The 18,327-nt window shown below is 50.1% G+C and carries 18 protein-coding genes and 1 other annotated feature; of the genes, 16 read left to right on the top strand and 2 right to left on the bottom strand.

Going from position 1 to position 18,327, the window contains the following annotated elements; translation table 11 throughout:
- Positions 1-74: 74 nt before the first annotated feature.
- Positions 75-944: a phosphotransferase gene (locus GE278_13020; GenBank protein QLK61635.1), complete on the bottom strand. Its 870-nt coding sequence runs from the start codon at positions 942-944 to the stop codon at positions 75-77.
- Positions 945-1,266: 322 nt separating this feature from the next.
- Here GE278_13020 and GE278_13015 point away from each other — a divergent pair, with 322 nt between their 5' ends.
- Positions 1,267-1,902 carry a transglycosylase SLT domain-containing protein gene (locus GE278_13015; protein ID QLK61634.1) on the top strand — a complete coding sequence of 212 codons (636 nt, stop codon included), beginning with the start codon at positions 1,267-1,269 and terminating at the stop codon, positions 1,900-1,902.
- 25 nt (positions 1,903-1,927) lie between these two features.
- On the opposite strand, the gene GE278_13010 is transcribed toward GE278_13015, so the two are convergent.
- A complete protein-coding gene (locus GE278_13010) occupies positions 1,928-2,611 on the bottom strand; it encodes a MarC family NAAT transporter (GenBank protein ID QLK61633.1) in 684 nt (227 codons plus the stop codon).
- 290 nt (positions 2,612-2,901) lie between these two features.
- Between GE278_13010 and thrS the strand changes: the two genes are divergently transcribed.
- The 15 genes from thrS to arnA all read left to right on the top strand — a co-directional run bounded on the left by thrS (position 2,902) and on the right by arnA (position 18,326).
- Positions 2,902-4,830, top strand: a complete 1,929-nt coding sequence (thrS, locus tag GE278_13005) for a threonine--tRNA ligase (GenBank protein ID QLK61632.1) — start codon at positions 2,902-2,904, stop codon at positions 4,828-4,830.
- Positions 4,831-4,833: 3 nt separating this feature from the next.
- Entirely contained in the window at positions 4,834-5,385 is a 552-nt protein-coding gene (infC, locus tag GE278_13000) for a translation initiation factor IF-3 (protein ID QLK61631.1), read from the top strand.
- A 95-nt stretch (positions 5,386-5,480) separates the two neighbouring features.
- A complete protein-coding gene (rpmI, locus tag GE278_12995; GenBank protein QLK61630.1) occupies positions 5,481-5,678 on the top strand; it encodes a 50S ribosomal protein L35 in 198 nt (65 codons plus the stop codon).
- 42 nt (positions 5,679-5,720) lie between these two features.
- The gene (rplT, locus tag GE278_12990; protein QLK61629.1) at positions 5,721-6,077 is read left to right on the top strand and encodes a 50S ribosomal protein L20; all 357 of its coding nucleotides are present in this window, start codon (positions 5,721-5,723) and stop codon (positions 6,075-6,077) included.
- Between the two features lie 63 nt (positions 6,078-6,140).
- Positions 6,141-6,251 carry a pheST operon leader peptide PheM gene (gene pheM / locus GE278_12985; GenBank protein ID QLK61628.1) on the top strand — a complete coding sequence of 37 codons (111 nt, stop codon included), beginning with the start codon at positions 6,141-6,143 and terminating at the stop codon, positions 6,249-6,251.
- Positions 6,202-6,326, top strand: a sequence feature (Phe leader region). Its footprint overlaps the gene before it by 50 nt.
- 100 nt (positions 6,327-6,426) lie before the next feature.
- Positions 6,427-7,410 carry a phenylalanine--tRNA ligase subunit alpha gene (pheS, locus tag GE278_12980; protein ID QLK61627.1) on the top strand — a complete coding sequence of 328 codons (984 nt, stop codon included), beginning with the start codon at positions 6,427-6,429 and terminating at the stop codon, positions 7,408-7,410.
- A gap of 14 nt (positions 7,411-7,424) precedes the next feature.
- Positions 7,425-9,812 carry a phenylalanine--tRNA ligase subunit beta gene (pheT, locus tag GE278_12975; GenBank protein ID QLK61626.1) on the top strand — a complete coding sequence of 796 codons (2,388 nt, stop codon included), beginning with the start codon at positions 7,425-7,427 and terminating at the stop codon, positions 9,810-9,812.
- Between the two features lie 4 nt (positions 9,813-9,816).
- Positions 9,817-10,113, top strand: coding sequence for an integration host factor subunit alpha (gene ihfA / locus GE278_12970; GenBank protein QLK61625.1), 297 nt, complete (start codon positions 9,817-9,819; stop codon positions 10,111-10,113).
- Between the two features lie 779 nt (positions 10,114-10,892).
- Positions 10,893-11,306, top strand: a complete 414-nt coding sequence (locus GE278_12965; protein ID QLK61624.1) for a DUF2502 domain-containing protein — start codon at positions 10,893-10,895, stop codon at positions 11,304-11,306.
- Positions 11,307-11,453: 147 nt separating this feature from the next.
- Complete coding sequence (btuC, locus tag GE278_12960; protein ID QLK61623.1) at positions 11,454-12,461, top strand: vitamin B12 ABC transporter permease BtuC; 1,008 nt, start codon at positions 11,454-11,456, stop codon at positions 12,459-12,461.
- Between the two features lie 58 nt (positions 12,462-12,519).
- A complete protein-coding gene (locus GE278_12955) occupies positions 12,520-13,071 on the top strand; it encodes a glutathione peroxidase (protein ID QLK61622.1) in 552 nt (183 codons plus the stop codon).
- Between the two features lie 30 nt (positions 13,072-13,101).
- Entirely contained in the window at positions 13,102-13,878 is a 777-nt protein-coding gene (btuD, locus tag GE278_12950; protein ID QLK61621.1) for a vitamin B12 ABC transporter ATP-binding protein BtuD, read from the top strand.
- Between the two features lie 343 nt (positions 13,879-14,221).
- Positions 14,222-15,364 carry a UDP-4-amino-4-deoxy-L-arabinose aminotransferase gene (gene arnB / locus GE278_12945; protein ID QLK61620.1) on the top strand — a complete coding sequence of 381 codons (1,143 nt, stop codon included), beginning with the start codon at positions 14,222-14,224 and terminating at the stop codon, positions 15,362-15,364.
- Positions 15,364-16,344 carry an undecaprenyl-phosphate 4-deoxy-4-formamido-L-arabinose transferase gene (arnC, locus tag GE278_12940; protein QLK61619.1) on the top strand — a complete coding sequence of 327 codons (981 nt, stop codon included), beginning with the start codon at positions 15,364-15,366 and terminating at the stop codon, positions 16,342-16,344. The genes arnB and arnC overlap by 1 nt, the downstream gene beginning before the upstream one ends.
- Complete coding sequence (arnA, locus tag GE278_12935) at positions 16,344-18,326, top strand: bifunctional UDP-4-amino-4-deoxy-L-arabinose formyltransferase/UDP-glucuronic acid oxidase ArnA (protein ID QLK61618.1); 1,983 nt, start codon at positions 16,344-16,346, stop codon at positions 18,324-18,326. Before arnC ends, arnA begins: the two co-directional genes overlap by 1 nt.
- The last annotated feature ends 1 nt before the right edge of the window (position 18,327 follow it).

The following is an 18,327-nucleotide window of genomic DNA, read 5'->3' as shown; positions in this document are numbered from 1 at the left end:
TTTTTGCATAAATAAGGCCTGAATATTTTAACCATTCAGGCCTTATTTGTTTGAGTTTTCACTTATCTATCCTGCTAATTAGTATTATCGTGTAGCAATCTCTCTACGGCGCGTTGGGCCACCATCTGATGCTGCCCACCGAATAAATTACTGCGATTGAGCAAATAATATAACTGGTATATTTGCTGCCTCGAAATGAAGTCATCGGGCAGCGGGGTCTTACTCTGATAGCCATCATAAAGCTGGGGAGGCACATTCGGATACAACGGCAGCATCGCCAGATCGCACTCCCGATCGCCCCAATAACAGGCGGGATCGAAAATCACCGGACCGTTATCTGAAAGGCCACAGTTATGCGGCCATAAATCGCCGTGCAGCAAAGAAGGCTGGGGCTGATGATTTTGCAGACGGGCATGAACCCTGGCGGTTATGTCTTCGATATTTCCAAACACCATGCCTTTTTCAGCCGCCAGCTGTAACTGCCAGCCGATGCGCTGCTCAGCGAAAAATGTCGCCCAGCGCCTTTGCCAGCTATTAGGTTGAGGGAGTGTCGCCAGCTCATTATCGAAATCCAGCCCAAACTGTAGCTGTTCACTCCACTGATGCAGTGCTGCGAGCTGCTGACCTAATAAATAGGCGTTGTGAGCATCAAGCGGTTTTAGGGGAATGTATTCCAGTAGCAGAAAACTGTAATCGCGATCGCTGCCTACCCCATAAACTTCTGGAACGCGCACGGTCTGGCTGCGGGCGAGCAGGGCGAGCTGATCGGCCTCGGCAGCGAAAATAGGTAACATTTCACGCGCGTTGCATTTCACAAATACATCCCTGTCACCGTAACTCAGCCGCCAGGCGGGATGAATTTCTCCTCCCGGAAGCTCAACACGTTCGCGGATTTCTGCACTGCCCAGATGTTCACTCAACAAACGATTGACGGCTTGCCACATGGTATCACCCCTTCTGACTGGCCCGATAATTCATTAAGTTAGCGTTTTTTTCGCCTCAAAAACCTGATCCTGCGCACGGCTGAATCAGAATAAGGCGTTATTTTACGCAATGTAAACATTGGCGAAATTGAGCTTTCAGGTAATGAAAAAGACAATTTAAGAATATGTGAAGTGAAACAGGTTTTATTAGCAGAATTGTCTTATCGACATGCTTCTAACCCCCTTATTTAACAAAACAATATTAATAATAGACTAAAAAGATATTTAGGTGTGGGAAGAAGATGTATATGCTACATCTCGTCCAAGTCGCGAGAGAGATAATGTGAAACTAAACATTCTTTATTTGATGGCTGCGCTATTACTGGCGGGGTGCGCTAAAGAAACGCCGGTTCAGACGACGCACTTTTTGAAACCAACACCGCCATCGCGGGCTGATACTTCATTAATGCATCAGGGACCTTACGGCGAAGTTATTCGTCAGGCGGCAAGCACTTACGGCGTAGATGAAACACTGGTTAAAGCCATCATTCAGGTCGAATCTGGATATAACCCAACCGTTGTCAGTAAATCGAATGCGATTGGGTTAATGCAGCTAAAGGCCTCAACGGCAGGACGCGATGCCTACCGGATGAAAGGACGCTATGGTCAGCCCTCACCGCGTGATCTTAAAGATCCCGCGGTAAATATCGATCTGGGTACGGCATATCTCAGCATTTTGCAGCAACAACTGGCAGGAATTAACAATCCTGAGACGCGTCGTTATGCGACGACCGTGGCGTATGTCAACGGTGCCGGGGCACTGCTGAGAACTTTCGCGAAAGATAAGACCTTCGCGATTGCTCAAATCAATCAGATGTCGCCAACCGAGTTTTATCAGCACGTCCAGAAAAAACACCCGGCGCCGCAGGCTCCGCGTTATTTGTGGAAAGTGAACAACGCTTATCTGGCTATGCGATAAGCGTGTCGTGCCTTCTGCCAGCAGCTCAGGCTGCTGGCGGGAAGTGAGTAATAATCTCACTGATACCGTTAATCACGAACTGCACGCCCATGCAAACCAGCAAGAATCCCATCAGTCTTGAAATCGCTTCAATACCACTTTTCCCAACCAAACGCATAATTGCGCCAGAGCTGCGCAGCGTCAGCCATAAAATCAGGCTAACCAGGAAGAAAATCATCACCGGCGCCACCATAATTACCCAATGCGGGAAATCAACACCGTCTTTAATCGTGGACGCACTGCTGATAATCATCGCAATTGTACCCGGCCCGGCTGTGCTAGGCATGGCCAGCGGCACAAACGCAATGTTTGGCGAGTCCTGCCTTTTCATCTCTTCGGTTTTGTTTTCCATCAGCACTTTCTCTTCCACGTGTTGCTGAGGGAAAAGCATCCTGAAGCCGATAAAGGTGACAATAAGCCCCCCCGCGATACGCAGACCGGGAATAGAAATACCAAAAGTATTCATCACTACCTGTCCGGCGTAATAAGCCACCATCATGATGATAAAAACGTATACCGAGGCCATCAGCGATTGCTGGTTTCTCTCCTGTGCGGTCATATTCCCGGAAAGACCGAGTAATAAAGCTACGGTCGTGAGCGGGTTCGCTAAAGGCAGAATCACCACCAAACCTAATCCAATTGCCTGAAATAACTGGCCGACTTCTGTCATAAATTTCCCTTTTAATGTGCGTCTTTCGATTACCTTAGCTGCTTCGGGAATGATTACACGAAAAATATCCGCACTAAGCAACAGAGGTTGCTGGAAATGCGCACTTTACGGGTGGTAAACTCTCCGCCTGTTTTCACGTCGCATCCCGATACGACACTGTGATGTATTCAGGGTGTTTATATTCGGCAAGGTAAAGCTGAATAGCGTGAATAACTATACGAATTCAAACTCAAATATTTTTCTAGATGTGCTCTGTCGTGTGGGGCACCACTGTAGATTAAGGAATTAACATGCCTGTTATTACTCTTCCTGACGGAAGCCAGCGCGTTTTTGATCGTCCCGTTTCTCCTCTTGATGTTGCCCTTGATATCGGTCCTGGTCTGGCGAAAGCCTGTATCGCTGGCCGCGTAAATGGGGAACTGGTCGATGCTACTGACCTTATCGAGGCTGATGCGCAACTGGCGATCATTACCACTAAAGACGAAGCCGGTCTTGAAATTCTGCGCCACTCCTGTGCGCACCTTTTGGGTCATGCCATTAAACAATTGTGGCCAGACACCAAAATGGCTATTGGTCCGGTTATCGATAATGGCTTCTACTACGACGTTGATTTAGATCGTACGTTGACTCAGGAAGACATCGAACTGCTTGAAAAGCGCATGCACGAACTGGCTGAGAAGAATTACGACGTTATCAAAAAGAAAGTCAGCTGGCAGGAAGCGCGCGATACCTTTGCAAGCCGTGGCGAAGAATACAAAGTGGCAATCCTGGATGAAAACATCAGTCATGATGACCGTCCTGGTCTGTATCACCACGAAGAATACGTCGATATGTGCCGTGGTCCTCACGTCCCGAATATGCGTTTCTGCCATCATTTCAAATTGCAGAAAACCTCCGGTGCGTACTGGCGTGGCAACAGTGACAACAAAATGCTGCAACGTATCTACGGCACAGCATGGGCTGAGAAAAAACAACTTAATGCCTACCTGCAGCGTCTGGAAGAAGCTGGCAAGCGCGATCACCGTAAAATCGGTAAGCAACTTGACCTGTACCATATGCAGGAAGAAGCACCAGGCATGGTTTTCTGGCACAATGACGGCTGGACCATTTTCCGTGAACTGGAAGCCTTCGTACGCATGAAACTGAAGTCTTATGACTATCAGGAAGTGAAAGGTCCATTTATGATGGACCGCGTACTGTGGGAAAAAACAGGTCACTGGGAAAACTACAAAGAAGCGATGTTCACCACATCTTCTGAAAATCGTGAATATTGCATCAAACCAATGAACTGCCCCGGCCATGTACAGATCTTCAATCAGGGTCTGAAATCTTACCGTGATTTGCCGCTGCGTATGGCTGAGTTCGGCAGCTGCCACCGTAACGAACCATCAGGCGCATTGCATGGTCTGATGCGCGTTCGTGGTTTCACTCAGGATGATGCCCATATCTTCTGTACAGAAGAGCAGGTACGTGATGAAGTGAACAGCTGTATCCGCATGGTCTACGACATGTACAGCACTTTTGGTTTCCAGAAGATTGTGGTGAAATTATCCACCCGTCCTGAGAAGCGCATTGGTACTGACGAAATGTGGACTCGCGCTGAGGATGACCTCGCGGCAGCACTGACTGAAAACGACATTCCGTTCGATTATCAGCCGGGTGAAGGTGCGTTCTACGGTCCAAAAATTGAATTTACCTTGTACGATTGTTTGGATCGTGCGTGGCAGTGTGGTACCGTGCAGCTCGACTTTTCATTACCTGGTCGTTTGAACGCCTCGTATATTGGCGAAAGCAACGACCGTCAGGTTCCGGTAATGATTCACCGTGCTATTCTGGGTTCAATGGAGCGCTTCATTGGTATTCTGACTGAAGAATACGCAGGCTTCTTCCCAACATGGATGGCACCGGTACAGGTAGTGATCATGAATATCACTGATACACAAGCTACCTATGTCGAAGAATTAACCAAAAAACTGCAAGATGCAGGCATTCGCGTTAAAGCCGACTTGAGAAATGAGAAGATTGGCTTTAAAATTCGCGAACACACGCTACGCCGTGTTCCTTATATGTTAGTTTGTGGCGATAAAGAGGTCGAAGCAGGCAAAGTTGCCGTTCGTACTCGCCGCGGCAAAGACTTAGGAAGCATGGATGTTAGCGAAGTCGTTGACAAACTGCTGGCGGAAATCCGCAGCAGAAGTCTTCATCAACTGGAGGAATAAAGTATTAAAGGCGGAAAACGAGTTCAACCGGCGCGTCCTAATCGCATTAACAAAGAGATTCGCGCGCAAGAAGTTCGCCTCACCGGCGTCGATGGCGAGCAGATTGGTATTGTCAGTCTGAATGAAGCTCTTGAAAAAGCTGAGGAAGCGGGCGTCGATTTAGTAGAAATCAGTCCGAATGCCGAGCCGCCAGTTTGTCGAATCATGGATTACGGCAAATTCCTCTACGAGAAGAGCAAGTCGACTAAAGAGCAGAAGAAGAAACAAAAAGTTATTCAGGTTAAGGAAATTAAATTCCGACCTGGTACCGATGATGGCGACTATCAGGTCAAACTACGCAACCTGATTCGCTTTCTGGAAGATGGCGATAAAGCCAAAATCACCCTGCGGTTCCGTGGGCGTGAAATGGCGCACCAACAGATCGGTATGGAAGTGCTTAACCGCGTCCGTAAAGACCTGTGTGAAGATTCTGAACTGGCCGTTGTCGAATCCTTCCCTACGAAGATCGAAGGTCGTCAGATGATCATGGTGCTCGCACCTAAGAAGAAACAGTAAGGCTTCCAAGTAATCCTGCTGCGCGGTGTTCGCACCGCGTATGCTGGATTCGCCTTTCTGATTCATGTTAATAACAATGCGAAGTGGAATGTAAAATGCCAAAGATCAAAACAGTACGCGGCGCCGCTAAACGCTTCAAAAAAACCGCTAACGGTGGTTTTAAGCGTAAGCACGCTAACCTGCGTCATATTCTGACCAAAAAAGCTACTAAGCGTAAACGTCACTTGCGTCCAAAAGGCATGGTATCCAAGAACGATTTGGGCCTTGTCTCTGCATGTCTGCCGTACGCATAAATACACTTTTTTTCATCTAGAATATAAAACTCAGGAGAGCATATGGCTCGCGTAAAACGTGGTGTGATTGCACGTGCACGTCACAAGAAAATTTTAAAGCAGGCGAAAGGTTACTACGGTGCCCGTTCGCGCGTATATCGTGTTGCATTCCAGGCTGTTATCAAAGCTGGTCAATACGCTTACCGTGACCGTCGTCAAAAGAAACGTCAGTTCCGTCAGCTGTGGATCGCGCGTATCAACGCAGCAGCTCGTCAGAACGACATGTCTTACAGCAAATTCATTAACGGCTTGAAAAAAGCTTCTATTGAAATTGACCGTAAGATTTTGGCTGACATCGCAGTCTTCGACAAAGTGGTATTTGCCGCTCTGGTTGAGAAAGCGAAAGCAGCACTGGCGTAAGTCAGGTGAAAGAGGGAGCTTGCTCCCTCTTTTATATTTTGTGTTTGAAAACAACCTGATTCGTTGTGTAGTATCGTCAACGTCGCTTCATTCCCGATTCAAGAGTTTGATCAACAAGGTAACGCAAGCATGAATGCTGCTATTTTCCGTTTCTTTTTTTACTTTAGCGCCTGACTCAGGAAGGCTTTCGCGCGTAAGAGAAGAAACGAAAAGTAGCGCCTAAGCCTCCCCCGTGGAGGCTTTTTTGTATCTGTGCTTTATACACTAAGGTTCAGGGTCAAAATCGCGCCCCTGATTAATCACGGTTATTTTACATCGGGCCATATTGGCCAGAAAGAAGAGGAAAGCAATGCCACATCTCGCAGAGCTGGTTGCCAACGCCAAGGCAGCCGTAGAGAGTGCTCAGGATATCGCCACGTTGGATAACGTGCGTGTCGAATATCTGGGTAAGAAAGGCCACCTGACACTCCAGATGACGACCCTCCGTGACTTGCCAGCGGATGAACGCCCGGCAGCGGGTGCAGTGATCAATGAAGCGAAAACGCAGGTTCAGGAAGCTCTGAATGCGCGTAAAAATACGCTGGAGTCTGCAGTACTGAATGCCCGCCTGGCGGAAGAGACGATCGACGTTTCCCTGCCAGGCCGCCGTATGGAAAACGGTGGTTTGCATCCGGTGACCCGTACTATCGACCGCATTGAAACCTTCTTCGGTGAATTAGGCTTTACCGTGGAAACCGGTCCGGAAATTGAAGATGATTATCATAACTTTGATGCCCTGAATATTCCCGCTCACCATCCGGCACGCGCAGACCACGACACCTTCTGGTTTGATGCGAAACGCCTGCTGCGTACGCAGACATCCGGTGTGCAGATCCGTACCATGAAAGACCAGCAACCGCCGATCCGTATTATCGCGCCGGGCCGCGTTTATCGTAACGATTACGATCAGACGCATACCCCGATGTTCCATCAGATGGAAGGCCTGATTGTTGATAAAGACATCAGCTTCTCCAATCTGAAAGGCACGCTGCACGATTTCCTGAACAACTTCTTTGAAGCAGATTTGCAGATCCGTTTTCGTCCTTCCTATTTCCCGTTTACCGAGCCCTCTGCGGAAGTTGACGTGATGGGCAAAAACGGCAAATGGCTGGAAGTGCTTGGCTGCGGCATGGTGCACCCGAACGTGTTGCGTAACGTAGGCATCGATCCAGAAGTGTATTCCGGTTTTGCCTTCGGTATGGGCATGGAACGTCTGACCATGTTGCGTTACGGCGTGACTGATTTGCGTGCATTCTTCGAAAACGATCTGCGTTTCCTCAAACAGTTTAAGTAAGGCGGGATTATCACATGAAATTCAGTGAACTCTGGTTGCGTGAGTGGGTAAACCCAGCCATCAGCAGCGAAGCATTATCCGACCAAATCACCATGGCCGGTCTGGAAGTTGACGGCGTGGATCCTGTTGCCGGTGCATTCAACGGCGTCGTAGTTGGCGAAGTGGTCGAGTGCGGTCAGCACCCTAATGCTGATAAATTGCGTGTAACAAAAGTGAACGTGGGCGGTGACCGTCTGCTGGACATCGTGTGTGGCGCACCAAACTGTCGTCAGGGCCTGAAAGTTGCCGTGGCGACGGTCGGAGCTGTACTGCCGGGCGATTTCAAGATCAAAGCCGCCAAATTGCGCGGTGAGCCTTCGGAAGGGATGTTGTGCTCATTCTCTGAGCTTGGAATTTCTGAAGATCACGACGGGATCATCGAGCTGCCGCTGGATGCGCCGATCGGGACAGATATCCGCGAATTCCTGGAACTAGACGACAACACCATCGAAATCAGCGTTACGCCAAACCGCGCTGATTGCCTCGGAATCATCGGCGTAGCCCGTGATGTTGCTGTGGTTAACCAATTGCCGTTGGTTGAACCTGAGATGAATCCGGTTGCAGCGACTATTGATGCCTCCATGTCTATCGATGTTCAGGCACCTGATGCCTGCCCGCGCTATTTAGGCCGCGTGGTGAAAGGCATTAATGTTAAAGCGCCAACGCCATTGTGGATGCGCGAAAAACTGCGTCGCTGTGGCACCCGTTCAATTGATGCTGTAGTGGATATCACTAACTACGTGCTGCTTGAGCTGGGTCAGCCAATGCACGCCTTCGATCTTAGCCGTATCAACGGCGGTATCGTGGTGCGTATGGCGAAGAAAGATGAAGCGCTTACGCTGCTTGACGGCACCGAAGCTAAGCTAAAAGAAGATACGCTGGTTATTGCCGATCACGACAAAGCGCTGGCGATGGCCGGTATCTTTGGTGGTGAGCATTCTGGCGTGAATGACGAAACACAGGACGTTCTCCTGGAGTCTGCATTCTTTGCTCCGCTGTCGATCACTGGCCGCGCGCGCCGTCAGGGTTTGCATACTGATGCTTCGCATCGTTATGAGCGTGGCGTTGACCCTGACCTGCAACACAAAGCCATTGAGCGCGCTACCGCGTTGCTGCTGAACATTTGTGGCGGTGAAGCCGGTCCGGTAATTGATGTGACTTCTCAGGCTCATCTGCCGAAAGCCGCGACTATTACCCTGCGTCGTGAAAAACTGGATCGTCTGATTGGCCACCATGTTGAAGATGCGCAGGTCACGGACATTCTGACCCGTCTGGGTTGTAAGGTTGAGCATAAAGGCGATCACTGGGTAGCTGTGGCACCAAGCTGGCGCTTCGACATGCAAATCGAAGAAGATTTGGTGGAAGAAGTTGCCCGTATTTACGGCTACAACAACATTCCTGATGTTCCGGTGAAAGCTAATCTGGAAATGACCAAACATCGCGAAGCCACTCTCTCGTTGAAACGTGTGAAAAATCTGCTGGTTGACCGCGGTTTCCAGGAAGCGATCACCTATAGTTTTGTTGATCCTAAAGTGCAGGCATTGCTGCATCCGGGCGAAGAAGCGCTGATTCTGCCAAGCCCAATTTCGGTAGAAATGTCAGCCATGCGCCTTTCCCTGTGGTCAGGTCTGCTGACTGCAGTGGTCAACAACCAGAACCGTCAGCAAAGTCGCGTACGTTTATTCGAAAGCGGCCTGCGCTTTGTGCCTGATACTCAAGCTGATTTAGGCATTCGTCAGGACGTCATGCTGTCAGGTGTGATTTCTGGTAATAAAAATGAAGAGCATTGGGATCTGGCGCGTCAGGCCGTTGACTACTACGATTTGAAAGGTGATCTTGAAGCGATTCTTGAGCTTACCGGTAAAATGAACGACGTGCAGTTCCGGGTTGAAGCAAACCCAGCGCTGCATCCGGGGCAGAGCGCTGCGATTTATTTACGCGGCGAACGTATTGGTTTCATTGGTGTAGTCCACCCTGAGCTCGAACGTAAACTCGATCTCAATGGCCGTACCGTGGTCTTCGAAATGCTGTGGAATAAGGTCGCAGACCGCGTACTGCCTGATGCGAAAGAGATTTCCCGCTTCCCGGCGAACCGCCGTGACATCGCTGTTGTTGTGGCTGAAAACGTGCCCGCAGACGATATTTTGGCAGAGTGCAAGAAAGTTGGCGCAAATCAGGTAGTTGGCGTAAACTTGTTTGATGTGTACCGTGGCAAGGGCGTAGCGGAAGGTTACAAGAGCCTGGCTATCAGTCTGGTGTTGCAGGATACCGGCCGTACACTGGAAGAAGAGGAGATCGCCGCTACCGTTGCAAAATGCGTAGAGGCTCTAAAACAGCGATTCCAAGCATCCTTGAGGGATTGAACCTATGGCGCTTACTAAAGCTGAAATGTCAGAACACCTGTTTGAGAAGCTTGGGCTTAGCAAACGGGATGCCAAAGACCTTGTTGAAATATTTTTCGAAGAAGTTCGTAGAGCTTTGGAAAATGGCGAGCAAGTTAAACTGTCTGGCTTTGGCAATTTCGATCTGCGTGACAAAAACCAACGTCCGGGACGTAACCCGAAAACCGGCGAAGATATTCCGATCACGGCGCGTCGTGTGGTGACTTTCCGTCCGGGACAAAAATTGAAGAGTCGCGTAGAGAATGCCACTCCGAAAGAATAAGTAACATCTTCTGAAAGGCCGCGAAAGCGGCCTTTTTTTTGGGCCGCAATTTGACCACGCGAGGACAAAGTTTTAACCCGTTTAAGCAATTCGCACACAAAGTGAAAAGATAGTGTTAAAGGGGTGGGCTGTTCAGGATTAGTCTGATAGATTTAATTTCAGGGCAGAAGAGGGGTATTTTCATTGTTTCTGATTTCTTAATAAAAATAAAATCAAGAAAATGAGTATTTCAAAAATGAAAAGGGGCCGAAGCCCCTTAAATTAAACTCTCCCCTCTGGCGAAGATAAATAATGATTGATGTGCTTGATTATGTATCCGCTTTAACCAGAATAAAATGAATTCGTTATGTTATTAATGGTTATAGAACATGCGAGGTCCACCAGGGCCATCGCCGCCATGGCCACCACCGTGACCGCCACCACCAGGGCCCCAGAACGGAGGAAACAGGCAGCCACTCAGGCTGACGACAACCAGGGCAACACTTAACAGGGCTAAAATACGACGCATAAAATACATCCTTTGCTTGAATAAACACTGTGAGTATAAATAAATCTTTAATACCCTGTTGTCAGGGTTAAGTTAAGATTTGTTAATGTCGTCATAAGAATTGAATAGATAACGAACTCAATCCTGTTGAATTATTTCAATCAGGATACGTTTGTATTTATTATGTAAGGTCGCAGCAAGTTAAGCGAAAATGCGTCTATTCCTCATAGTCAGTATCAATTCCCCCTGATATAAAAAACACGTCATAAAAAATAAATAAGGCGTGACTATCGTGAAAAAATCTCTTTTATTGCTTTGTTGTGCGCTGGCATTGCCTGTGATCGCACAGGCAAATGTTTCTATTGACCTTAACGTACCTGGCGTATCGCTCCACCTCGGGGATCAAGATCAGCGCGGTTACTATTGGGATGGTTATGACTGGCGTCCGCCGCAGTGGTGGCGTGCGCATCAGGGCCATCATTATGGTGAGCGTAATGAACGTGGTATGTACTGGCATGGCAACCGCTGGGATCCAAAACCGCCTCAGCGCGGTCATAGCGAGCCAGAGCCGCAGCGGCATAATCAGGGCCGACCAAATGGCAGCGAGCACCCTGATAACCGTGATAATAACGGTCATCAGGGCGGTAATAACGGCCATCAGGGGAACGGGCAGCCGATCCCGCCGAATGGTCAGCCGGGGCGTTAATCTCCCGCGCGGTTGTAAAAATACCAAAGCCGGTGCTCAGTCACCGGCTTTTTCATTTTCTGTTTCCGCAGACTAGAGCTAACTGCCTAATATCGGTAGGATAGCGCAATTCTTCTCTTTTCCCGCCGCCTCTGGAATCTGCAATTCATGTCAATCCGGCAGACTTTTACCGCACTCGAACAACGGCAAAAGCAGCGCGATCACCGCGGTGTGTTAGGTCTTTTTGTTCTTTTGATTCTGGTGCTGACGCTAAGCCTCAGTGCAGGAGAAAACTGGTTATGGCCCAATCAATGGCTCAGCAGTGAAGCGAGGTTGTTCGTATGGCAACTGCGTCTCCCGCGTGCAATTGCGGTGATTCTGGTGGGAGCGAGCCTTGCCGTTGCCGGCGCGGTAATGCAGTCGCTGTTTGAAAACCCGCTTGCAGAACCCGGCCTGCTCGGCGTGGCAAACGGTGCGGGCGTGGCGCTGGTATTTTGCACTATGCTCAGCCATGCAATGCTGCCAGTCTGGGTAATGAGTCTCGCCGCCGTGGCTGGCGCGCTGACAGTCACTTTCTTTCTTCTGTATGCCGCCCGCAGGCACCGGCTGACCAATGCCCGTTTGCTACTGGTGGGCGTCGCCATTGGGATTGTGTGCAGCGCGCTGATGACCTGGGCTATCTATTTCAGTAGTAATCTGGATCTTCGACAGCTGATGTACTGGATGATGGGGGGTTTTGGCGGCGTCGACTGGCGGCAAATCTGGCTGGGAATCATGTTGTTACCCGTGCTGCTCTGGCTGACCTTTCAGGGCAAAACGTTAAACCTGTTGTCACTCGGCACGTTACAGGCTCAGCAGCTTGGTGTCTCACTCACGACATGGCGCTATATTCTTGTACTGGCGGTTGGCTGGATGGTCGGACTGAGCGTTGCGTTGGCAGGTGTGATAGGGTTTATCGGGCTGGTGATCCCCCATATTCTGCGGCTATGTGGAATGACCGACCAGCGCCGTCTGCTACCGGGTTGTGCACTGTGTGGTGCAGCGGTGTTATTGCTGGCGGATGTGCTGTCGCGGATCGGGCTGTACGCGGCAGAACTGCCGATTGGTGTGGTGACTGCCACGCTGGGCGCGCCGGTGTTTATCTGGTTACTGGTCAGAGTCGGACAAATCCGCTGATCGGGATCCCTGTAATCAATCCTTTATTCCTTACCTTTCACTATCAGGATAAAAAACGATGAGTAATGACATTTTTGATATCTCCCTGAAAACCATCGATGGCCAGACTAAAACACTGGGCGATTATAAAGGTTCGGTGCTGCTGGTGGTTAATGTGGCGTCGCAGTGCGGCCTGACCAAGCAATATGAAGGTCTGGAAAACATCTATCAGGCATGGCACGACCGTGGCTTTGAAGTGCTTGGATTCCCGTGCAATGAGTTTGGTGCGCAGGAGCCAGGTACAGAAGACGAAATCAAAACTTTCTGCACCACGCAGTTTGGCGTGAAATTCCCGATGTTCAGCAAAATTGACGTCAATGGCGAACACCGCCATCCGCTTTACAGCGCGCTGATTGCCGCACGTCCAGAAGCCGTTAAACCTGAAGCCAGTGGTTTCTATGAACGTCTGGCGAGCAAAGGCCGTCAGCCGGTAAAACCGGAAAATATTCTGTGGAACTTCGAGAAATTCCTCATCGGACGCGACGGCACAGTCGTTCAGCGCTTTGCGCCAGATATGACGCCGGAAGATCCGATTATCATGGAAGCTATCAAAGCCGCACTGGCGAAATAAGTTAAATCTTCAAAAGGGCAGGGAACGAGGATGCTGGAGTGTCGTGAGGTAAGTGTGGAAGGTCGTCTGAGTGCATTCAGTGCGAAGATTGCACCAGGCAGCCGTGTTCACCTTATCGGGCCAAACGGTGCGGGAAAAAGTACCTTACTGGCGAGATTGGCCGGGGTATTTGAAGCGGAGGGCGACGTTAAAGGCGATGTACTGTTTAACGGCCAGCCGGTTTCTGCTTTCTCCGGTGCTCAACTCGCGCGTGTGCGTGCCTGGCTTTGCCAGCAACTCACACCGGCATCTCTGATGCCGGTGTTTCAGTATTTATCTTTGCATCAGCCTCGTCTCGCCGATCCCGTCGCGCTGGAACACACCATCACACGGCTTTGCGATGCGTTACAGCTAAGTGACAAACTGCCAAAACCGGTCACGCATCTTTCCGGTGGCGAATGGCAGCGCGTACGGCTGGCAGCGGTTTTATTGCAAGTCTGGCCAGCGGTGAATCCCGACTCACAAATTTTATTGCTGGATGAACCGATGAACAGTCTTGATGTGGCACAACAGCAGGCGCTGGATCAGTTACTGACCGAATTATGTTCAGCCGGACGTTCAGTGGTGATGAGCGATCACGACCTCAATCATACTTTGCACTATGCAGGTCAGGTCTGGCTGATGTCCGCGGGAGAAGTGATAGCTGCCGGGGAATGTGCTGATGTGATGCAGGTTGAGCGTCTTTCACAGGTGTACCACGTCACATTTCAGATACATTCTCTGGCAGGCCGCCAGTGGATAATGACAGCGGCGAAGCCTTCTTCGTAAAAAATGAATAGCAGTTTAATTATATTTAAAACCCACAATGCGCCAATGTTAACTCATAATTGCTCATAAAAAATACTCCCCACTCTTCTTGTAATAAAGTTCCTTATTTTAATAAAATCTTAATATATTTTAAGATTATGCTTTCATTGAATTTATTCCGTAGCTTACTATTTATCCTTGCGCTATTTACTTTCTGTTTAACTTCACAAAACTGGCAAATCCTTAAGGTTAAATTAAGCTTAAACCGACATCATAAGATCCATAATTCAGGACGGTGTTTACTTACTGTTAAATAAGCGCAGTCTACAGTCGTTGTGAGCTAATTACCTTTTGGGATAGTGTCATGGAAAACTTTTTGCCTTTTTCCCGCCCGTCTATGGGCGAAGAAGAGATCGAGGCTGTAGGACAAGTGTTGCGTTCAGGCTGGATAACTACCGGCCCGCAAACACATCAGCTTGAACAAGATTTCTCTGCGGCTTTCGGTTGTAAACATGCCATTGCGGTCAGTTCCGCCACCGGCGGAATGCACGTTACCTTGATGGCGTTGGGAATCGGTCCAGGTGACGAAGTTATCACCCCTTCCCAGACGTGGGTTTCTACCATCAACATGATCGTTCTGCTCGGCGCCGAGCCGGTTATGATTGATGTTGACCCCGATACATTAATGGTCAGTGCCGAAGCCATTGCGGCTGCCATCACGCCAAAGACCAAAGCGATTATCCCGGTGCATTACGCCGGAGCGCCCTTAGATCTCGACCCCATTTATGCCCTGGCAGATCAGCAAGGTATTGCGGTGATTGAAGATGCCGCACACGCCGCAGGTACCCGTTACCGTGATCGCTGGATTGGTGCTCAGGGAACGGCCATTTTCTCCTTCCACGCCATTAAAAATATGACCTGTGCTGAAGGTGGCCTGGTTGCCACCGACGATGACGAGCTGGCGGCCAAGGTGCGTGCACTGAAATTCCACGGTCTGGCTGTCGATGCTTTTGACCGCCAGGTCCAGGGACGCAAACCTCAGGCAGAAGTAGTTGAACCGGGCTTTAAATACAACCTTTCCGATATTCATGCCTCGATTGCCGTGGTGCAATTGAAGCGCCTGAAGGAAATGAATGCCCGCCGTACCGAACTGGCGCAACGTTATCTCGATAAGTTGCAAGGCTCGGCCTATTTGCCGATGCGCGTGCCGGACTATCCACACCTTCACGCCTGGCACTTATTCATGATCCGCGTGGATGAAAAACGCTGTGGCATCAGCCGTGATGCGTTGATGGAACGCCTGAAAGAGCTGGGCATTGGCACCGGTTTACATTTCCGTGCCGCGCATACTCAAAAATATTACCGCGAACGTTATCCGCAACTCAGCCTGCCTCACAGCGAATGGAACTCCGCCTGTTTATGCAGCCTGCCACTTTTCCCTGATATGCAAGACAGCGACGTTGACCGTGTTGTCGCAGCTCTCTTTTCCCTTTTGGAGGCGCAGTAGTGGCGCATTATGAACCAATTCGTAAAGTCTCGGTGGTCATACCGGTCTATAACGAAGAAGAAAGCCTGCCCGCGTTGTTGTCGCGCACACAGGCCGCTTGTCAGCAACTGACCCAGAAATACGAAATTATTCTGGTGGATGACGGTAGCTCGGACAGTTCCGGCGACATGCTTTCCGCCGCCGCAGAACAACCTGACAGCCACATCGTTGCCGTTTTACTCAACCGCAACTATGGCCAGCACTCAGCGATCATGGCTGGTTTCAGTCATGTGACTGGTGATCTGGTGATCACGCTCGATGCCGATCTGCAAAACCCGCCGGAAGAAATTCCTCGTCTGGTTGCCAAAGCCGATGAGGGTTACGACGTCGTCGGCACCGTCCGTGCGAACCGTCGCGATTCATGGTTCCGTAAAACCGCGTCGAAGATGATCAACATGATGATCCAGCGCGCTACCGGTAAATCGATGGGCGACTACGGCTGCATGCTGCGTGCATACCGCCGCCACATCATTGAAGCCATGTTGCATTGTCATGAGCGCAGCACGTTTATTCCTATCCTCGCCAACACCTTTGCGCGTAAAACCGTGGAAATTCCGGTTCAGCATTCCGAGCGCGAATTTGGTGATTCCAAATACAGTCTGATGAAACTTATCAATCTGATGTACGACCTGATCACCTGCCTGACGACCACCCCGTTGCGCATGCTCAGCGTTGTGGGCAGTGTGATTGCCCTTTTCGGATTTGTGTTGGCGGTGTTTTTGATTCTGATGCGCCTTATCAACGGCCCTGAATGGGCGGCGGAAGGCGTGTTTACGCTATTTGCATTGTTATTTATGTTTATTGGTGCGCAGTTTGTCGGCATGGGATTACTCGGTGAATACATCGGGCGGATCTATAACGATGTTCGTGCACGTCCCCGTTATTTCGTTCAAAAAGTCGTCGGCGTTCGTTCCGAAGAAAACAGTCAGGAAGAAGAGTGATGAAAGCGATTGTATTTGCCTACCATGATATTGGTTGCGTTGGTTTGCAGGCTCTGGTTGATGCAGGTTATGACGTTCAGGCGGTCTTTACCCATACGGACGCGCCGAATGAGAACCAGTTCTTTTCCTCTGTAGCCCGTCAGGGCGCAGAATTAAATCTGCCGGTGTACGCGCCGGAAGACGTTAATCATCCGCTGTGGGTTGACCGCATTCGTGCCTTGCAGCCTGATGTTATTTTCTCTTTCTACTACCGCAACATGCTGAGCGAAGACATTTTGTCTCTGGCGCCGCAGGGCGGCTTCAATTTGCACGGTTCTCTGCTGCCGCGCTACCGTGGCCGTGCACCGGTAAACTGGGCCTTGCTCAATGGCGAAACCGAAACCGGCGTGACTCTGCATAAAATGGTGAAACGTCCTGATGCGGGCGATATTGTTGGCCAGCGCAAAGTCGCCATTACGGCTGATGACACCGCGCTGAAACTGCACGCCAAAGTGCGCGAAGCTGCGAAAGATTTGCTGACGGATTTGCTGCCGGAAATGAAAGCCGGGAAAATTACTCTGACACCGCAAGATGAAGCGCAGGCGAGTTATTTTGGCCGCCGCACTGCGGCTGATGGTGAAATTCACTGGCACAAACCGGCAACTGAAATCAACAATCTGATCCGCGCCGTCACTGAGCCGTATCCGGGTGCTTTCACTTACCTTGGACAGCGTAAACTGACCGTATGGCGTGCACAGCCGCTGAGCACTCAGCATGACAAACAGCCGGGTACCGTGCTTTCTGCTAATCCGCTGACTATCGCTTGTGGCGAGGGGGCGCTTGAAATTCAGGCCGGTCAGAGTGAAAGCGGTCTTTATGTTCAGGGTTCACGCCTGGCGCTGGAACTGGGCATCATGCCGGAAATGCGTCTTTCTTCATTGCCAACCGCAGTGATGAAACGCCGTACCCGCGTCCTGATCCTCGGTGTGAATGGCTTTATCGGTAACCACCTGAGCGAGCGTTTGCTGCGCGAAGACCGTTACGAAATCTACGGTCTGGACATCAGCTCCGACGCAATCAGCCGCTTCATGGGCAATCCGCATTTCCACTTCGTTGAAGGCGATATCAGCATTCATTCCGAGTGGATCGAATATCACATCAAAAAATGTGATGTCGTGCTGCCGTTGGTGGCGATCGCTACGCCAATCGAATATACCCGCAACCCGCTACGCGTATTCGAACTCGATTTTGAAGAAAACCTCAAAATCGTTCGTGATTGTGTCAAATACAAAAAACGCATCATCTTCCCGTCCACCTCCGAAGTTTACGGGATGTGTGATGACAAAGAGTTTGATGAAGATAACTCACGTCTGATCGTCGGGCCAATCAACAAGCAGCGCTGGATTTACTCCGTGTCCAAGCAGCTGCTCGACCGCGTGATCTGGGCGTATGGCGTTAAAGAAGGCCTGAGATTTACCCTGTTCCGGCCGTTTAACTGGATGGGACCGCGTCTGGATAATCTCGACGCCGCGCGTATCGGCAGTTCACGCGCTATCACGCAATTGATCCTCAATTTGGTAGAAGGTTCACCGATCAAACTGGTGGACGGCGGCGAGCAAAAGCGTTGTTTCACTGACATTAACGACGGTATCGAAGCGCTGTTCCGTATTATCGAAAACCGGGACAACCTGTGTGATGGTCAGATCATCAACATCGGTAACCCGACCAACGAAGCGAGTATTCGTGAACTGGCGGAAATGCTGCTGGCGAGCTTTGAAGCGCATCCGCTTCGCGCGCAGTTCCCGCCGTTTGCCGGTTTCAATCTGGTCGAGAGCAGTAGTTATTACGGCAAAGGCTATCAGGACGTGGAGCATCGCACGCCGAGCATCAAAAATGCCCGTCGTCTGCTGAGCTGGAAACCAGAAGTGGGTATGGATAAAACCGTTGCCGATACACTGGATTTCTTCCTGCGTTCTGTGAACCCTGAATCTGATCAGTCCTGAA

Source organism: Enterobacteriaceae bacterium Kacie_13 (assembly GCA_013457415.1).
In the GTDB taxonomy this organism is placed as follows: domain Bacteria; phylum Pseudomonadota; class Gammaproteobacteria; order Enterobacterales; family Enterobacteriaceae; genus Rahnella.
The sequence above is the reverse complement of the archived record's forward strand: the minus strand, read 5'-3'. Positions and strand labels throughout refer to the sequence as shown.

What these genes read in the sequence shown, in the direction of transcription:
- GE278_13020 (QLK61635.1), bottom strand. Translation starts at nt 944, where the DNA reads ATGTGGCAAGCCGTCAATCGTTTGTTGAGTGAACATCTGGGCAGTGCA.
- GE278_13010 (QLK61633.1), bottom strand. Translation starts at nt 2,611, where the DNA reads ATGACAGAAGTCGGCCAGTTATTTCAGGCAATTGGATTAGGTTTGGTG.
- thrS (QLK61632.1), top strand. Translation starts at nt 2,902, where the DNA reads ATGCCTGTTATTACTCTTCCTGACGGAAGCCAGCGCGTTTTTGATCGT.
- rpmI (QLK61630.1), top strand. Translation starts at nt 5,481, where the DNA reads ATGCCAAAGATCAAAACAGTACGCGGCGCCGCTAAACGCTTCAAAAAA.
- rplT (QLK61629.1), top strand. Translation starts at nt 5,721, where the DNA reads ATGGCTCGCGTAAAACGTGGTGTGATTGCACGTGCACGTCACAAGAAA.
- pheS (QLK61627.1), top strand. Translation starts at nt 6,427, where the DNA reads ATGCCACATCTCGCAGAGCTGGTTGCCAACGCCAAGGCAGCCGTAGAG.
- pheT (QLK61626.1), top strand. Translation starts at nt 7,425, where the DNA reads ATGAAATTCAGTGAACTCTGGTTGCGTGAGTGGGTAAACCCAGCCATC.
- ihfA (QLK61625.1), top strand. Translation starts at nt 9,817, where the DNA reads ATGGCGCTTACTAAAGCTGAAATGTCAGAACACCTGTTTGAGAAGCTT.
- btuC (QLK61623.1), top strand. Translation starts at nt 11,454, where the DNA reads ATGTCAATCCGGCAGACTTTTACCGCACTCGAACAACGGCAAAAGCAG.
- GE278_12955 (QLK61622.1), top strand. Translation starts at nt 12,520, where the DNA reads ATGAGTAATGACATTTTTGATATCTCCCTGAAAACCATCGATGGCCAG.
- btuD (QLK61621.1), top strand. Translation starts at nt 13,102, where the DNA reads ATGCTGGAGTGTCGTGAGGTAAGTGTGGAAGGTCGTCTGAGTGCATTC.
- arnB (QLK61620.1), top strand. Translation starts at nt 14,222, where the DNA reads ATGGAAAACTTTTTGCCTTTTTCCCGCCCGTCTATGGGCGAAGAAGAG.
- arnA (QLK61618.1), top strand. Translation starts at nt 16,344, where the DNA reads ATGAAAGCGATTGTATTTGCCTACCATGATATTGGTTGCGTTGGTTTG.